Raw genomic sequence first — 17,847 nt, 5'->3', positions numbered from 1 at the left:
TATTAAAATAAAAATGCTTCTACTATGAAAATTTTTCAGTCAATATATCTATATCATTTTACTCAACCTAATTTTTAATTTAATTAGTAAATAGGTTAATTTATATAGTTTGATTTTCATATATTGCTACTTTTATTACTCCTTACCTCCTTATATTTTAAATATTTATTAATTACTTTTTAGCTTTTTTCCTTTATTTTCTAATTACTATCACTACTGAATTAGTATTTCAATCAAATGCATTAAATTTATTTAAAACTAAATTTATTTATAATATCCTTTTCATTATAACTTATAGTTAAAATAAATTAAAGTATTTATTGTTTAAATTGTATAATTATGTCATAAAATATTTTTAAAAGAATTATTATGTATTTAACTATAAAAAAGACATTGATTTAATAATCAATGTACTTTTTACGTAATTTTTTAATTTTAAATTATTGTCCCTTTAAAATAATTAACTTTGTATTTTCGGACATTTGTCCTTAACTTTAGTTTCCTAACTTGTTTATAAAAATTAATATGGTATAATTATTATACTTTATTTAAATATCTTAATAATAAGGAGATCTAAAATGAACAACTTATCTTATTTTTTAGATACTTGTCCCGATTATATAAAAAATAATTTTATAAATATAACTTTTAATACATTTGATAAAATTCTTATACAAAATGAGCTTGCAAGGTATGTGTATATAATAAGAAAAGGAAAAGTAAAAGTCTATTCACTTGCACCAACTGGAGTTAAATATTTAGAAAGAATTTATTGTGAAAATGATTTATTTGGTGAATTAGAAGTATTTGCTGATAAAGCAATATTAAACTATGTAGAGGCACTTGAACCTTGTGATGCAATTAAAATTTCTAAAAAATATTTTTTAGAATGGATTAAATCTGACAGTGAATTTTCTTTATATATACATGTTCAGCTTTCTAAAAAAATGTATCTGGCTTCTATTAATAATAAAACAAATATTGCTTATTCTTTAAAATATAGGCTACTATTCTTTTTATGGACGTTTTTAAATGAACATAATTTAGATACTGTATCAAAAGACATACTAGTAGAAGGTGTTGGTTCAAATATTAGAAGTGTTAATCGAATTATTAAAGAGTTAATAGATGAAAATTTTATTGAATATAACAAAGGATTCATTAAAGTAGTGGACATGAATAAGCTTGTTGATATAATTTTCTCCTCTAATGATAATAATTTATTAGGTATTGTTAATGAAAAATAAGGAGGTACACTATGATAGATACAAAATTATTAATAGAAAAAGCATTTGAGGCTCAAAAATTTTGCTATACGCCATACTCAAAATTCAATGTAGGTGCAGCTTTACTTGGTACTAACGGTAAAATTTATCAAGGATGTAATATAGAGAATGCTGCATATACTCCAACAAATTGTGCTGAAAGAACAGCTTTCTTCAAAGCAATTTCTGAAGGTCAAAACGAATTTACTGCTATTGCCATTGTAGGAAATAAAGAAGGTATAAAACAAGGAGAAGGAGATTTCTGTGCACCTTGTGCTGTATGTAGACAAGTTATGGCTGAATTTTGTGATTTAAAAACATTTAAAGTAATTATCGCAAAAAGTACAGAAGAATACTTAGAATATACATTAGAAGAACTTTTACCATTAGCATTTACAGGTAAAGATTTAGATTAAATAAAAAATTCGCTTCGCTCATGTCGCCAACGACTTCGTCCGTTGCTCAAAATCTTTTTTACGCTCAAAACCAATTTATTGATATTACTTACATTCAGAATTTATCCACATTTTTTGAAGTATTATAATATCCTTAAGCGTAAAAAAGTAGTTATTAGTAATATTACTAATAACTACTTTTTATTTTATAAAGTAAGTTATTCTGTCCTTAAATTAAAAGTTACTTTTTAATAAATATTTTAAGATATTCTTTACACGTTAATTTTGGTAGTTTATATCTTGAGTTTCTAAGTAAGGGAATAATTTTATTTCTGTTGAATCTAAGTCTTCTTTGTGCATATCGATAGCATTTATTCTGTTATTATTATAATTTCTGTAATAATAAATACCTCTTTCTTGATCCATACAAGAAGAATATCTAGTTATATCTTCTAGTCCCTCTTTTGTTATAACTCCACCCTTTACCATTATTACATAATCAAGCATGTGTAAAAATTGAGTAACAGCAGTTGTATCATCTTCTATAGACGGCATATGAGCTCTAATATATGCTATTCTTACAAATCTTGAAACTGATTCAAAGTCTCCAGGAATACCTAATGTACCTGCTCCAACTCCTAGAGGAGTTAATTCTCTATCACTCCATTTAACATTTTGGGGATGATTCGGAGTTATCTTCATGTATTCATTTAAATTTGTAAGATGCCAATCAAATGTTGGATTATTAGTCATTACTCCTACAGGGTTATCATAAACTGCAAATTTGTCTTTAGTTTTTTCTACAACTATTGATTTACCAGTTTTATCAACAATCATCCAATGAAGCGTTGGTAATGGTGTTCTTTCATTTATAGGTACTTTTACTAGTTCTAAATTTTCTATAGTTTGTTTAACTTCATCTACGGTTTCATGATTAGCTACTACCCAATATATAAAATCATATGGTGCAATATTTTTTTTACCTGGCACTATATTCTCCTCTACATAAGAATATCCATCAAAATTTAATCCGGCACAAGCTAGTCCTTTTTCATTCATCCCATCAGCTAGTGTTGGATGGTTATCAATTATTGTACCCATTCCAATAATTGCATATTTATTTTTTGCCATATCTCCAGTTACTTTGTTTGGAATTTGATAATTTCTAGGAATTATTAATACTGATTGATTAAAATCATAAGCTAAGTCCATATTTCTTCCAAAGAAATTATGACCTTTATTTGATTTTATACTTAATGATGTACACATATTTTCACCTCATATTTATATTTATATATATTATTTAGTATTTATATTTTTTTACTTAAATATTCACCATTAATTTAATAATGAAACTTGTTGTGCCAGCTAAATATGATTATTGAAAATACTTAATCCTCGTAAACTATATTTTTATAGTTCAAAAACTTTATATAATAATTTCAATATGTTTAGTAAAATAACTAAAACAACAGATTAATATATTTTTAAATCTAATAAAAAATACACATTAACTATTACATTAATGTGTATTTTTATATAAATATTTATATTAAGAAACCATAGCTACTTCAGCTACTTCTTTTTTATTAACTATATATTCTTGTGATTTTGCAATTTTATAATATGGCTGCATATTTTCTGTAAATATACTCATAATTAATTTCATTTGATACGGCGTTACTTTATTAAAACTAAGACCAAGTAAATCTTTATTTATCCTAGATATTTTACAAATAAATATACTTCCTTTTAAATCTAATTTAATAGTTTCTTCACATTGCAAATCTAACTCTTCATTTAATTTCAATCCAATTCCTTTTTCTGATAAATTTAATATCTTTGCCTTAAATTTATTTTGTTTATAATCACATTCTACCGTTATATCTTCATTTATATTTATTCTTTCACTGGTTCTAAATATTGGCTTTTGATATGATACTTTTATACAAATAATTGCACCTATAAAGTTATAAATACTCCAAATCATATTTAATAAATAAGCTTGTACATGAATATTCTTTTCTATAAGTAATCGTGTAGATACTATCCATGCAATAATTGTAACAATTACTATAACTATATGAGGAAGTGCAACTCTAAATTGAAATTGTTTTTTATCTTGCTGAATTTCTTTTAATGTAACATTAAACTTAGTTTTTAAAAATAACATTTCTTTTAATATAGACAATGTTAAATGAGGTGCCATTGCTATCTCATAAAAATGTGCCCATGTTAACTTTCTATTTCCTGGTGAAAGTGTATTAAATATTAAAATTTGTCCTAATATAAATGGTATATACATATTTAATAAAGTTAATATTGATGAGTCTATTATAAGTTTTCTCGTTAATAAATATATAATCGGGAAAAGTATAAAAACAATTTTTTGTAAATTAGAAAACCAGTATACTCCCCCATCAAAGTATGCAATCTTTTGTGGCAATGTCAATCCTTTCGTAAATATTGGATTAAAGTGTTTTAATACTTGTATATTTCCTCTACACCATCTATCCCTTTGCTTTACTAATTCAGTAAATGTAGTTGCACTAAGACCTAGTACTAACTCCTCATTTATAAATACTGAATCATATCCTCTAGATTGTAATAACATTCCTACTGCCATATCTTCAGTAATCGAACATGTAGGATATCCACCGATTTCATTAACATATTCCCTTTTAAATAAGGCATTAGTTCCAACATGTAGCACCGCATTTATCGAAGCTCTTGCTTCTTGAATATCTCTCATAAAGAAATCTTGTTCATTCGGTATATTTTTCATTAGATTATATTGATAAGTATCTTTATTATAATAAACCTGTGGCACTTGAACAAATGCTAAATTTTCATTAGTAAAATAGCCTACTGTTCTGCTTAAAAATTCTTTTTTAGGTATCATATCTGCATCTAATACTGCAAATAAATCGCCTTTTAAATATTTAAGTGCATTATTTATATTACCTGCTTTTGCTCCTTCATTATTATCTCTTGAAATATAATTTACATTATACTTTTTACATAATAACTTCAATGAATCTCTTCTTCCATCATCGCATACATGAATTTTAAATTTATGTGTTGGATAATCTAAGTTAGTAGATGCTGCTATTGTCTTTTCTAATAGATATAAAGGTTCATTGTATGTGCATATTAAAACATCTACATACGGTATATTTCCATATTGAAAATCATCTAAAGTTTTAAGTTCTAGTTTATATTTTTTTGTAAATAAATATTTAAAATTCAAAAATGATATCAATCCTAGTGCTTCTGCTAAAAAAAGTGTAATTCCCAATAAAAAACTTATTATTCCACTATGAATTGGTATTACTGTTATTCTCCAAATTATATATATACAACATACAACTGCATTTATAAATATTAAAATTTTTCTGTATTCTACTTTTTGTTTTGAAACTATATAACTTAATAATAAAGTAATTACCATAATTAATGCATACATCTGTTAGCTCCTTATATTAATTTGTTTTATGATTTAATATACCATATGTAAATTATTTTTTCTACAAATTACGACATGGTATTATATGTGTTTATTGGAATTTTTTAGTTGAATTTAAATTTACATTTTATTTTTTGTATGTTTAAATAAAAATATAAAGTTATTCTATTAGTATATAAAGGGGGGAAAAATTATGGATATTTATTATAATGGAAAAGTATTTACAGGAGATAAAGAACTACAACAAGCATTTGTAGTTGAAAATAGTAAATTTATATATGTAGGAAATAATAAAAATGCTCTTAAATATAAAAATGAAAACTCGACTTTAACTAATTTAAAAGAAAAGTTTGTATGTGCTGGATTTAATGATTCTCATATGCATGTTTTAGGCTATGGATATTCTTTAAACATGATAGATTTAACTAAAACAACTTCTTCTTTAGAAGAAATGAAAAATGCAATAAAAGAATATATAAACTCTAATAATTTAAGAGAAAATGAATGGGTATATGGTAGAGGTTGGAACCACGACTATTTTAATGATGTTAATAGATTTCCAACTAAAGATGATTTAGATGAAATTTCAACAGAATATCCAATATGTATAATAAGAACTTGCGGTCATATTTGTATTGTAAACTCAAAAGCACTAGAATTATCAGGTATAAATAAAAATACCTTACAAATTGAAGGTGGCCAATTTGATATAGATGAAAATAATGAGCCTAATGGTATATTTAAAGAAAATGCTCTTAATTTAATCTATAATAAAATACAAAATCCAGATAAAGAAGATATAAAAAATATGATATTAAAAGCCTGTGAAAGTTTAAACTCTTACGGAGTTACTTCTGCTCAAACTGATGACTTTATAGTATTTCCAGAAATTGATTATGAAGTAATAATAAATGCATACAAAGAACTTGCAAACGAAGGAAGGCTTACTGTTAAAATATATGAACAAGCTCAACTTCCTCATAAAGAAGAATTAGAAAATTTTTTATCTAAAGGATACACTACAGGTGTTGGTAATGATTATTTTAAAATAGGTCCTCTTAAATTATTAGGTGATGGATCATTAGGGGCTAGAACTGCTTATTTAAATGAACCTTATGCTGATGATAATAGCACTTTTGGAATGTGTACTTATACTCAAGAACAATTTGATGATATGGTTGAACTTGCTCATAAAAACAATATGCAAGTGGCAATACATGCCATAGGAGATAAGGCTATGGATATGGTTGTTAACTCAATAGAAAAGGCTTTAGATAAATATCCAAGAGATAATCACAGACATGGTGTTGTTCATTGTCAATTAACAAATAGTGATTTACTAAATAGGTTTAGAGATTTAAAACTTCATGCTTATATTCAGTCTATATTTTTAGATTATGATATTAATATAGTTGAGGATAGAATTGGAGTTGATAGAGCTAAAACTAGCTATAACTTTAATACTTTGTTTAAGGAAACTACTATGAGTAATGGCTCTGACTGCCCTGTTGAGTTGCCTAATGTACTTAATGGAATTTACTGCGCTGTTACTAGAAAAACTTTAAATGGTAAAGGTCCATTTTTACCTAATCAAGCACTTAGTGTTAAAGATGCAATACTTTCTTTTACAAGAAATGGTGCTTATGCTTCTTTTGAGGAGAATTTAAAGGGTGATATAGCTGTTGGTAAGGCTGCTGATTTTGTATTGTTAAGTGATAATCTTTTAGATATTGATGTTGATAAAATAAAAGATGTAAAAGTTTTAAAGACTTTCTTAGATGGAAGATGTGTTTATAGTTTAAGTTAATAAAATACCCTGTCGAGTTTTTTGACAGGGTATTTTTATGTCATATCATCTTTTATAAATACTATAAATAAAAATAATTTATAATTAATTGAGTGAAAAATGATTTTTATGCGTATTGATATATAATAAATGAATTAACCAAGGAGACAATCAATGAATAAGTTTAAAGATAAAAAAATCATCTCTCTGTTGAAAAAATCACCCGAGAATGGACTTAGCCTGGCCTTAGATATTTATGGTGGAGCTGTTAAAACAATTTGTAAAAATATATTATCTGATTATAAAAATGAAGATATAGAAGAAGCTATATCTGATACATTCTTTAAACTATGGCAAAATATTGATAATTTTGAACAAGATAAAAGATATATCAAGTCGTCTAGGTTTATCTCCTAAAAAGGTTGAAAATTGCCTTTATCGTCAAAAAGATAAGTTAAAAAGGCCCTAATAGAAGGAGGAATTATATATGAGTAAAATACATGAAATAATTAATAAAAGTAGTAATGATGATTTGTTAGATAATGAAAAAAATCTTAGCTATGATGAAAAACAAAGAATTAGTTATGATAATTTTTATATTCTAAGATAACTATGAAAGATGGTACGGTTTATGATGCTAATGAATTTAATAATTCATCTTCTTCATCTTTTTTAAAGGGATATACAAGTGTTGAATTTAATAAGGTTATTGATAATACTTGCATTCATAGGTTATCCACATTTTTTCTTACTATAATTTTCTTACTTCAATGTGAAAAAATAATACCCGGTCAAAAATACGACAGGGTATTATTTACTTTAATAAATAAATTAATTCAGTTATATTTACTTTATTTCCATTTAGTTTTATATCACCATTATCTAATATTTTAATAAAATCATTTTCTAGATAATATCCGTTATTTTCTTTTTTAAGAGTTATATCTTTATCTTTACTAATCTTTTTTAGTATCTTATAAACATCTATTTCTCTTCTACTATTTAAATAAAGCTCATGCATAGTAGTAGCTATTTTTAACAAGTACAAAGTGGTATAATTTAAAGTTCTTGTTCCGTATTCAACTCTATTAATAGGTCCTATACTCTTAAATTCTTCAAGTTCAAATCTTAAATAAATGTCTTTTTCTTTACCATTTTTACATTTAATTTCTTTACAACTTCCTCTTTCATACTCATAATAGTCTTTTATTTTTGCATAGTACTCTATACTAAAGTCATTGTTAAACTTATTATTTGAACTTGAATTATCAATTGGCTGATAAAATGCCAAATACTCTACTCCAATATTTAGCTTTGATAATGATTTTTTAGGTATATGATAAAATCTATTTTCTTTATAAATATCAAAGTGATTTTTATCCTTTGTATTTACTATCATTACATTTTTATTCTTAAACTTATAATAATCATCTTCTTCATCAAATACAGGATTATTATTTATAGCTTCCATATATGATTCATTTATAATTTTACATAAATGTTTTTTCATAAGAGAAGTTGAACCTGGAAGCATAGGAATCGCCCCTATATTAACTTTCTCTATACTTTTGTAATATTTATTTTCCTCAAATGTTTTTTCATCACTACAAGGAAACATTACATAAGCTCCAACTGATTCATATTTAAAATGATTGTTTATGCTACTTTTGCTTACTATGGAATCTCTATATCTATGCATAACATTTATATCATATTCCATAGGACATATTTTTTCATTCTTATCAACATAAATTCTATACTTTGCATCAAATATATATACCCTGTCGGTTTTCCCGACACCCTTTAGACAAAGTACTGTATCTGGTCTTTGATTTGTTGTAGGTAGTTTGTTGTATTGTTTATTGTAAAATAGTTCTATTTTTTTACCTTCTTTATTTTCGTATATACATTTAGCTTCTTTGTTTTGCATAAGTGATAGTGTTAATCCATTCGATGTTGATTGTATTATGGAATTTTCTTTCGCTTCATATCTTAGCTCTTTTATAATGCTATGTATTTTTATATAGCACCATATTTCATATAGGTTCCATAATTTTTTATTACTAATTTCATAAAGTCCACTACTTATATCTAAACTTTTTGATAAAAGTAAATAGTAATAGTAACATTCTTTGTATCCACTTGTCATTTTAAAGGCTAATGTCATTAATTTATTATTGTTTACATCACTTATATTTTTAAAAAATGTATTAAGATGATGAGTTAGCCTTTTTTCATATTCATTTAATTTATTATAATAATTAGTATCAACTTTATTCTCTTTTTCAAGTGTTAATTTAACACTCTTTATTTTGCTTAATATTCTTTTTATAATATATTTTACATATTGATTTTCAAATATATCTAAAGTTGTATTTTTTCTAACCTCAACTACATTTTTTGATGTATGATTTTTTCTTAAATGCTTTATACTTTCTTTTACTCCTACTACTTTACATTTATTTTTATTTTTTAAGTTGTATTCATTTATAACACTATGCTTTGGAAATCTTTCAATCCTCTTTATTGCTTTTTCTAGCTTTTCATATATGTTATTAATTATAACTATAAACTCAAGTCCCGTTTGATTTTTGTTATCACATATATTTACACTTGAAAAAGTCTTGTTTAAAAAATCGAATACCAATGAAGTTATCTCTTCATTTATATCTTTTAAAATTTCATTATAGTCATCCATATAATCAAGTTTTGATGGAAATACTTGTATTGTTAAAGATAACACTTCGCTAGAATTTTTTATAATTTTAAATGTAGAATATCCTATATCTGAATTAAACTTAAAAGATCCAAATATATTTTTACCTCTAGTTATTATGTTTTCTCTTATTTCCTTGTGTTCATGATATATATCAATTTTATCATTAGTGTTATTTTCTAAATATATATTATATATTCCATCTTCAAAAAAGCTTGGATACATTGTATTAGTATTGTTTATTTCTAATTCATTAAAACTATTTATAGTTTCTGTAATATAATCATAATTTGTTATTATGCCTAAATGAGCATTTATATTTTTATTATTGTTTGTGGCTTTAAACTTTTTATTTTCACTACTACCAGATATGTATAGTGTAAAATCCTCTGTAGATACTTTTAATATATCTTTATTAGTACCAGTAACTAACATACCCATCATTTTGATATCCTTTTAGCATATATATAATTTTATTTGCACTATTTTCATATCTTACTTTTGTTTCTTTTAAATAGTTCGTTGCTTCTTCTATATTGTCTATAGTGTTTGTTTCACATACAAAGTTTAATAAATCTATTAAAACTTGATATATACTTTCTTCACTTCCACTTATTGCAGGAAGTATTTTTTGCATTATTTGATAGTCAAATGCTGTATCTTCATGTAGTAAATTAGCTTTCTTATTTTCTACCAGGTAAAATAGTATTTCATCTCTTACTCTATATGCAAATTGCTTTTGTGATTTTTTAAGTATTTCATTTATTTCTATTATTTTTTTGTTTACTTCTTTTGCATATTCTCTATACTCTGGTTCTATATCCATAGTTTTTAAGTATGTTGTTTTTAAAAAGTCATTAGATACATTTAAGCTTTCTACTTTTTCATTTACTTCAAAGAATAAGTTGTCTAAGTCTACGTCTGAAAATTCTATTGTATTTGCTCTATCTAATACTTTTCTACTAAATTGGAATGTTGTGTCATCCATGTTTACTGTTCCGATTATGTAGATGTTGTCTGGTATATGTAATTTTATATTTTCACCATTTTCTTGATATTCTACTATGTTATCAGTTATTATATCTTGTCCTACTTTTTTACGACTTTCTATTATGCTTAGGTAATCACTTAGGTAGTATTCTACTCTCGCTAAATTCATTTCGTCTAGACATATTAAGTGTGATTTATTTTTGTTTTGTTGTGCTTTTAATATTGCTTTTGTTAGTTGACCTTTTATAAATTTATCGTCTAGGTTTTTATAGCCTATTAGGTCAGTTGCATCGTTCCAATCAGGTCTTACACTTATTAGTGTGTAGTCTGCTTGTATTGCATCTGCAAGTAGTCTTATTATTTTTGATTTTCCTGTTCCACTTATTCCTGCTAGTATTGTAAATGGTTTTGTTTTTAGTGATAGGTACAGGTTTGATAGTTGGTTGTATGTATAGTTGTATCCTTGATTTTTTATATAATCTGAAACTTTATTTATAATATCTATTACAATTATTTCTCCATCCATTTCCACTATGTCTTCATCATTAATATTTTCCTCTTTATTAAAGGTTGGAAATACATATGAGTATAAAAATCTCATAAATTTTAAACCATCCCATGACTTAAACTCAATACTTCTATCTTGTATTTCTTTTAATTTCATATTAGCTTCTATTATATTCAAATCTTTGATTTCTTCATCTAAGCATCCAAAGTAAGATAATAACTTTTGTATATGATCTAAACTATATATAGGTAATAATTTTTCAGGGAAATACATGTATAAAAGTTTCGTTTTAAACATATTCATAGATGATATTAAGCTATAGCTATTTAGTAATTCGTATTTTTCATATTTAAAGTTTTCAATAAAATCATATATACTTTTTCTTAACTGTATCCATGCATCTTCTACGTTTGAAAATTCTGATGGATATATCCACTTATTATCTTTATTTGAATAATATATTTTAAATTTTTTCGCAGTTCCACCCTTTATGCTCCCTAATGGTACTGTGTTAAATTCTAACCACCAACATAGATTGTCTGGTTGTTTTCCTAGTGCATATCTTTCTATTTCAAGTGTTGATAATTTATCTAGCGGAAATTTATTTGTAAATTCTTGTCTAAGTTTTTCATCTTGAGTATTATTTTCATTGTAATTTTCTTCAAATGATAATATTAAATCTTTTAGTTCCATGTATTTATTATCACTTTCTTTTATATTATTTGTTTCTCTTTTAAAGTATCTATTTTCTAGGCTTTGTATTGTATCTTTGTATTCTTGTATGAATTCTTTTTTATGTATATAAGGTTCTAATATTCCCGATATGCAGAATAGATTATTTTCTTTATAGAAATACTTTGATGTTTTATCTGCTAGGTGTTTTATAGGGTTATCTTTTGCTAGTTTTATGTATTCTTTTTTACTCCAATTTTTATAATTTTGTGTACTCTTTTGATTTTCTAAGTCTTTTGCATTTTCTTCTTTTTCATAGAATTCCTTAAATGCATTATATATATCATCTTCATCTATTTTTAGTTTTATATTTCCATTATTATAAAATGCCCATAGTAGTGGTATTTTGTAGCTTTTGCTCATACTTGTTGATTTTATTGTGTTTATAAAGTCTGTTTCTATCGGTTCCCAACTTTTTTTCATTTTTATTCTCCTTAAAATTCGTTTTGTATGTAAAAAGTTGTGAATTTTTATGCTAAATCTAGCTCTAATCCTTTTTCACTTAAATACCAACCTTTTACTTCATATTCATTATATAAGCTACTTGCATCAGTTTTAGCATATAATCTTACTTTATAGTGTTTATTTTTATTATAAAACTTCTTGCTATACTCTAAATCTGCCATACATAAATATGCTTTATCATTTTTGTAATCTATTGTATTAGCTATTTCTCCCTTATCTGTTACAAGTCCTAAATTTACAAATAGTCTCATTTCATTATCAATTACTCTATACCATCTCATATATCTTTTTGCTTGCGCTATTTCTTCTTTTTTTAATCCTCTTTGTAATATCTTCATATTTCTCTCCCTAATATTTATTATTTAATATTATTACCTATAGCTTTGAATCCATTTTCCAATTCTATTATATTATCATATATAAATTCACTCCATATAGGCTTTTTATTATCCCTATAAAAGATTCTTACATTAGTATCACTTATATCTTTTAATAGCTTTTTTACCCACTCCCCTCCACAATTTCTACACATATATAGTACATTATTTTCTCTGTCTAAGTGATTACTGTATATGTAATTTGACTCTAACTTATTATTCATTCCCTCATTTACAAATAATAAAGTTTCATCATTTACTTTTACTTTCCATTGTATATTTCCACGTTTTACTCCTAATTCTGACCTTGTATATTCACCTTTTAACATTTCTACACTCCTAATTTCTGTTATATATATTTATCTTACCATATAAATACATATTTTTAATAAAAAAAATAAATTCTAACAAAATACCCTGTCGAATATCTCGACAGGGTATTTTTCATTGATAAGCTTTTATCCTAAGTCAGTAAATTTAGCTATAAATACTTTTCCTCTAAAAATGAAGCTATTAAACTTTTATCAGATAATTCTAACTATCTTAAATCTACTATGTATTTGACCTTCTAAAAAAAATAATTCATATATTTGCATATATGAATTTACAAATAAAGTACTTTATAAATTTAAATTACTCAAATTCTTTATTATACTTTTTATTTTCAATATCTCTATATTCTTGCATTTTATGTTTGAATAATTGTGCATTTGTTGGTGGCGTATAAGTAATAGCATTTGCACCAGCTTCAATTGTTTCTAGGATTGATTCTTCAGTTGTCCCTCCAGTTGCAATAATAGGGATATATGGAAACTTTTCTCTAATCTTACGAATAATCTTAGGCGTATTAGCTCCTCCGCTTACATTTAAGATATCTGCTCCTGCATCAATCTTACTTTGTACATCTGTTAACTCTGATACTATAGTCACAACTACTGGAATATCTATTGATTCTTTTACATATCTAATAGTTTCATCAGGTGCTGGTGAGTTTAGTATTGCACCTATTGCCCCTTGAAACTCTGCATGTAAAGCTATATTTGCAGATCTTGTTCCATGTGTTAATCCTCCACCAACACCACATAAAACAGGTATATCTGATACTGATAGTATTGCCTGGGTAATTGTTGGCTGAGGTGTAAATGGGTATACTGCTATTACAGCATCAGCGTTAGTGTTTTTTATTATTGCAACATCAGTAGTAAAAATGAATGACTTAAGTCTTTTTCCAAAGATTCTTATTCCTGATGCTTTAGATATTATACTTGGAATTGATACATAATTATTTCTTAAGTTTGATGTTAATTCAGGTACATACTTAGATTTATTATTTTCAATCATCTTGTCTTCTGTCTCCTTTTCATAAGTCTATAATAAAATCCTTAATAAGTTCTCTATCTATTATACCCTAAAATAAATATATGCGTATGACTTATAATGCCTTTTCTGCTTTTACTGCTATACTTGCAGGTAATTTATTTCTTAATTTCCACACTATACTTATTGGTTTGCTTCCACTATGACTTACAATATCAGCAGGACCTAAGTAAGTATATGGACTTGTTACACCATCTTCACTTTTATTTTCCCTAACAAACAACAATATATTATTACCACTATCTCTATGATTTATATACCTTTTACCTGTTGGTGAATCTATGCTTGTCCTACTTTGACTTTGCCAGTTAAATAGTTCATCATTTATAGCGTAGTCTTCATACATAGTTGAAGGAGAAAAATGCTTTTCAACCTTGTTTAAGGTTATTAAAAATACATCTGTTTTCTTATCTTCAATATATAGTACACCTTCTCTTAGTGGATATTTATATTCTAAAGTATGTTTTCCAAGTGATGCTAAAATCTGTTCCATAGTGTAAGTCGCATGTACTTCTAAATTAGTATCAAAACTTAAATTATCATTAAATGTTTTTACTTTTATATGACTTAGATTATATTTAAGTATTTCTATAATTTCTTCATAAATAACTTTATTGCTATAAAGCCTTTGTAAAAACTCATTTATACTATTTATGCCTAAGTCTTTAGGTGATTTTGTATATAAAGTGTAATGTAGCATAAGTAGCATTTTTTCTTCGCTATCATTAAAGCTTATTGTTTTATCTTCTTTATAATTTTCTAATGTATTTATCCAAAATTTAAGAAGTCTTATTGAATCTGTATTTATAAGTCTTAACATGCCACCTGCTAAACTTTGTTCATCTATATCATTAAAATCTTCTTTTACTTTTGCATTTGCACAAAGTCTATAAAAGCTATTTTTAGTTTTGTATATTTCTTTTAATGTTATGTTATAAAATTCTATAAAGTTTGTAAGGCTTAACTTTTTGCCACTTTCTATTTCAAAAGTTTTGATTTTATTAGTTATTGTTGTTTTATTATTTATAAATGAATTTATATTTCTTAGTATATATTCCTTAGCTTGCTTTTCCATATGTAAATGGCAACCTTTTGGAAGTGTTATAAATCCACTTTCTATTTCTTCTTTTAATGCTTTGCCTTTTTTCTTTGCTATTGCTGAAAACTTTTCATAAAAGTTATAATTTTTGTGTGCTTGTCCTACATAATCAAGTACTGTTAGGCACTCTTTGTTATCACTAAGTCTTAGCCCTCTTCCTAATTGCTGTAAAAATACTGTTAAACTATCAGTTGGTCTTAAAAATAGTATTGTGTTTATTTCTGGTATATCTACACCTTCATTATATAAATCAACTACAAAGGCAAATTTATATTTACCATTTACAAGTCCAAATTTTGCTTTATCTCTTTCATCTATACTACATTTAGAACTTATAGCTACTGATGGTATACCTTTTTCATTAAAATAGTTTGCCATAAAGTTTGCATGATCTATACTTACACAAAATCCAAGTCCAACTACTTCATCTATATCTGCTATATAGTCATCTATACTTTTTAGAATTAAATCTGCTCTTTTCTTAGCATTTAATTTATCTACTGTAAGTAGATTTGTAAGTTCTTTATTGTCATATCTACCTTTTGACCATTTTATTTTACTTAAATCTAGTTCATCACTTACGCAGAAGTATTGAAAAGGTGTAAGTAATTTTTTATCTATTGCTTCTCCTAATCTCATTTCACTACTTATTCTTCCATCAAAGTATTCTAGTACATCTTTTCCATCCATTCTTTCTGGTGTTGCTGTAAGTCCTAAAAGTACTTTAGGTGTAAAATGTGAAAGTAGCTTTTGATAGCTTAAAGCACTAGCATGATGAAACTCATCAACTATTATAAAGTCATAAAAGTCTTTACTTATATTTTCATCAAACTTTTTAGAGTTGAACGTTTGTATTGTCATAAATACATGGTCTATATTATCTGGAGTAAAATTTCCTGTGTATAATCCACCAAAGTTTCTATCTCTAAGTATAGTTCTAAAAGTTTTCATACTTTGCATTAATATATCTTCTCTATGAGCAATAAATAATAATCTATTTACTTTTCCTTTATTATTATTTCTGAAGTTTTTATAATCAAATGCTGATATTACAGTTTTTCCTACTCCTGTAGCTGCTACTACTAAATTTTTATTATGCCCTAGTACTTCTCTTTCAACTGCTAGTGTATCTAGTATTTCTTGTTGATAGTGATATGGTCTAACATCTATATTAGCTATGTCTTCATTTTCTGATTTATAATCATTGCCTCTAGCTTTTTTTAATTCTATTTTTAGTTTTTCTTCATCCGCTTCTGTAAATGTTTTAAATTCTTCATCGTTAAAGTAGCTTTCAAAGGTTGCTTTGAATTTGTCCACGATATTTTTTGAGTCTTTTTCACTTACTTTCATATTCCATTCAAGTCCTGTAGTCATTGCATCTTTTGATATATTTGATGATCCTATGTATGCTGTTGTGAATCCTGTATTTCTATTAAACATATAGCTTTTAGCATGTAATCTTGTTCTTTGTGTGTCATAAGATATTTTTATTTCAGTATTAGGAAGTTGTGATAAAAACTTTATAGCTCTAAATTCACTAGCTCCCATATATGATGTTGTTATTATTCTTAATTTTTTTGTTTTTGTATGTTCTATTAGTTCATCTTTTATTAGCCTTAGTCCGCTCCATCTTATGAATGATACTAATATATCTATACTGTCACTGCTTGCTATTTCTCTTTTTAATTCACTTATTAAATCTGGTTCATTGTTTGAATTTGTAAATAGGTAACTTTGTGATATTGGTGTTATAGGTCTTATGTTATTATTTTTAATTTTTGATTTGTTAAGTTTTTCTTCTATTGATAGTAATATTTCTCCATTTTTATGTATGTTGTTTTCTTTTATTTCTTCGTCTTCTACTTGTTCTGATAGGTAGTTTATTATTTGGTTGCACAGTTGTATTTGTTTGTTTATGTCTTTATTTTTCATTAGGTTTAAGCTTTTCTTAGTTACTTCTTGTAGGTATTTTGATAGTACTATTTTTGCTTCTTCTTTTTCTATTTCTTCTTTTTGTATATTTATTTCATTTTCTCTATTTTTTATTTCTTCATGTATTTTATTAGATATTACTTGTTCGTATATACCTTCTTTTAGTTTCATTTTTATACCTCTTACCTTGAATATTATTTCTTCATATACTAATAACTTGATTTTACTATACTCTTATTTTACTTTCAATATTTCTAATTGTGTTAGAAAGTCTAAACCATCTATAATTATCGTTATTTCTTTTATGTTTATATTTACTGTATATCTAGTAATCATTTTCAAGTTATATAAAATGACTAAAAATTTTTCTCCCAGTAATATCTGAGTGAATTTGTGACTCATTCTCTTAGTAGATATTCAGAAAACTAAAATATATTTTGATATTATAAATTATGACTTCTAAGAACATATGTTTACATTTTATATTTTTATGCTATAATTAACTTATCATATTATTTATTCAAAATGGGAATAACATGCTTAACTTATCACAAAAACAAAAGCTTATACTTGATTTCTTAAAATCAGAATCATCAGAAAAAGGATACATTCCTAGCGTTCGAGAAATATGCGAACATGTAGGATTAAAATCAATATCAACAGTTCATTCTCATTTAAACAAACTTGAACAATTGGAATATATAAAAAAATGAATCTAAATTTAGATTCATTTTTAAAA

General features: G+C 25.4%; 14 protein-coding genes. 6 read left to right on the top strand and 8 right to left on the bottom strand.

Translation table 11 applies throughout. The features are described from left to right. Positions 1 to 578: 578 nt before the first annotated feature. Positions 579 to 1,247, top strand: coding sequence for a Crp/Fnr family transcriptional regulator (locus CRIB_RS04340; protein WP_180703310.1), 669 nt, complete (start codon positions 579 to 581; stop codon positions 1,245 to 1,247). 14 nt (positions 1,248 to 1,261) lie between these two features. Then, on the top strand, positions 1,262 to 1,681 hold the full coding sequence (locus tag CRIB_RS04335) for a cytidine deaminase (protein WP_334293965.1): 420 nt from the start codon (positions 1,262 to 1,264) through the stop codon (positions 1,679 to 1,681). Between the two features lie 258 nt (positions 1,682 to 1,939). On the opposite strand, the gene bsh is transcribed toward CRIB_RS04335, so the two are convergent. Further along, positions 1,940 to 2,929, bottom strand: coding sequence for a choloylglycine hydrolase (gene bsh / locus CRIB_RS04330; protein WP_180703308.1), 990 nt, complete (start codon positions 2,927 to 2,929; stop codon positions 1,940 to 1,942). 283 nt (positions 2,930 to 3,212) lie between these two features. Beyond that, positions 3,213 to 5,126 carry a glycosyltransferase gene (locus tag CRIB_RS04325; RefSeq protein ID WP_180703307.1) on the bottom strand — a complete coding sequence of 638 codons (1,914 nt, stop codon included), beginning with the start codon at positions 5,124 to 5,126 and terminating at the stop codon, positions 3,213 to 3,215. Positions 5,127 to 5,319: 193 nt separating this feature from the next. On the opposite strand from CRIB_RS04325, the gene CRIB_RS04320 reads away from it, so the two are divergent. The 3 genes from CRIB_RS04320 (at position 5,320) to CRIB_RS12720 (ending at position 7,522) form a co-directional block, all read left to right on the top strand. Beyond that, a complete protein-coding gene (locus CRIB_RS04320) occupies positions 5,320 to 6,933 on the top strand; it encodes an amidohydrolase (RefSeq protein WP_180703306.1) in 1,614 nt (537 codons plus the stop codon). 153 nt (positions 6,934 to 7,086) lie between these two features. Continuing rightward, entirely contained in the window at positions 7,087 to 7,329 is a 243-nt protein-coding gene (locus CRIB_RS04315) for a sigma factor (protein WP_180703305.1), read from the top strand. A 70-nt stretch (positions 7,330 to 7,399) separates the two neighbouring features. Further along, a complete protein-coding gene (locus tag CRIB_RS12720) occupies positions 7,400 to 7,522 on the top strand; it encodes a hypothetical protein (protein ID WP_279386152.1) in 123 nt (40 codons plus the stop codon). Between the two features lie 204 nt (positions 7,523 to 7,726). On the opposite strand, the gene CRIB_RS04310 is transcribed toward CRIB_RS12720, so the two are convergent. The 6 genes from CRIB_RS04310 to CRIB_RS04285 form a co-directional block, all read right to left on the bottom strand. Next, positions 7,727 to 10,072: a DUF2357 domain-containing protein gene (locus CRIB_RS04310; RefSeq protein WP_180703304.1), complete on the bottom strand. Its 2,346-nt coding sequence runs from the start codon at positions 10,070 to 10,072 to the stop codon at positions 7,727 to 7,729. Next, a complete protein-coding gene (locus CRIB_RS04305; RefSeq protein WP_180703303.1) occupies positions 10,044 to 12,281 on the bottom strand; it encodes an McrB family protein in 2,238 nt (745 codons plus the stop codon). The genes CRIB_RS04310 and CRIB_RS04305 overlap by 29 nt, the downstream gene beginning before the upstream one ends. Positions 12,282 to 12,328: 47 nt before the next feature. After that, entirely contained in the window at positions 12,329 to 12,661 is a 333-nt protein-coding gene (locus CRIB_RS04300; RefSeq protein ID WP_243633575.1) for a hypothetical protein, read from the bottom strand. A gap of 20 nt (positions 12,662 to 12,681) precedes the next feature. Further along, the gene (locus CRIB_RS04295) at positions 12,682 to 13,029 is read right to left on the bottom strand and encodes a hypothetical protein (RefSeq protein ID WP_180703302.1); all 348 of its coding nucleotides are present in this window, start codon (positions 13,027 to 13,029) and stop codon (positions 12,682 to 12,684) included. Between the two features lie 304 nt (positions 13,030 to 13,333). After that, positions 13,334 to 14,041 carry a beta/alpha barrel domain-containing protein gene (locus CRIB_RS04290; protein WP_180703301.1) on the bottom strand — a complete coding sequence of 236 codons (708 nt, stop codon included), beginning with the start codon at positions 14,039 to 14,041 and terminating at the stop codon, positions 13,334 to 13,336. A 91-nt stretch (positions 14,042 to 14,132) separates the two neighbouring features. Beyond that, positions 14,133 to 17,279 (bottom strand): DEAD/DEAH box helicase, encoded by a 3,147-nt coding sequence (locus tag CRIB_RS04285; RefSeq protein WP_180703300.1) that lies wholly within the window; start codon positions 17,277 to 17,279, stop codon positions 14,133 to 14,135. A 365-nt stretch (positions 17,280 to 17,644) separates the two neighbouring features. Here CRIB_RS04285 and CRIB_RS04280 point away from each other — a divergent pair, with 365 nt between their 5' ends. Beyond that, positions 17,645 to 17,821, top strand: a complete 177-nt coding sequence (locus CRIB_RS04280) for a LexA family protein (RefSeq protein WP_180703299.1) — start codon at positions 17,645 to 17,647, stop codon at positions 17,819 to 17,821. Positions 17,822 to 17,847 lie beyond the last annotated feature (26 nt).

Source organism: Romboutsia ilealis (genome assembly GCF_900015215.1).
GTDB classification, from domain to species: Bacteria; Bacillota; Clostridia; order Peptostreptococcales; family Peptostreptococcaceae; genus Romboutsia; species Romboutsia ilealis.
Note: the sequence above shows the minus strand (reverse complement) of the source record. Positions and strands in the feature narration are given on the sequence as shown.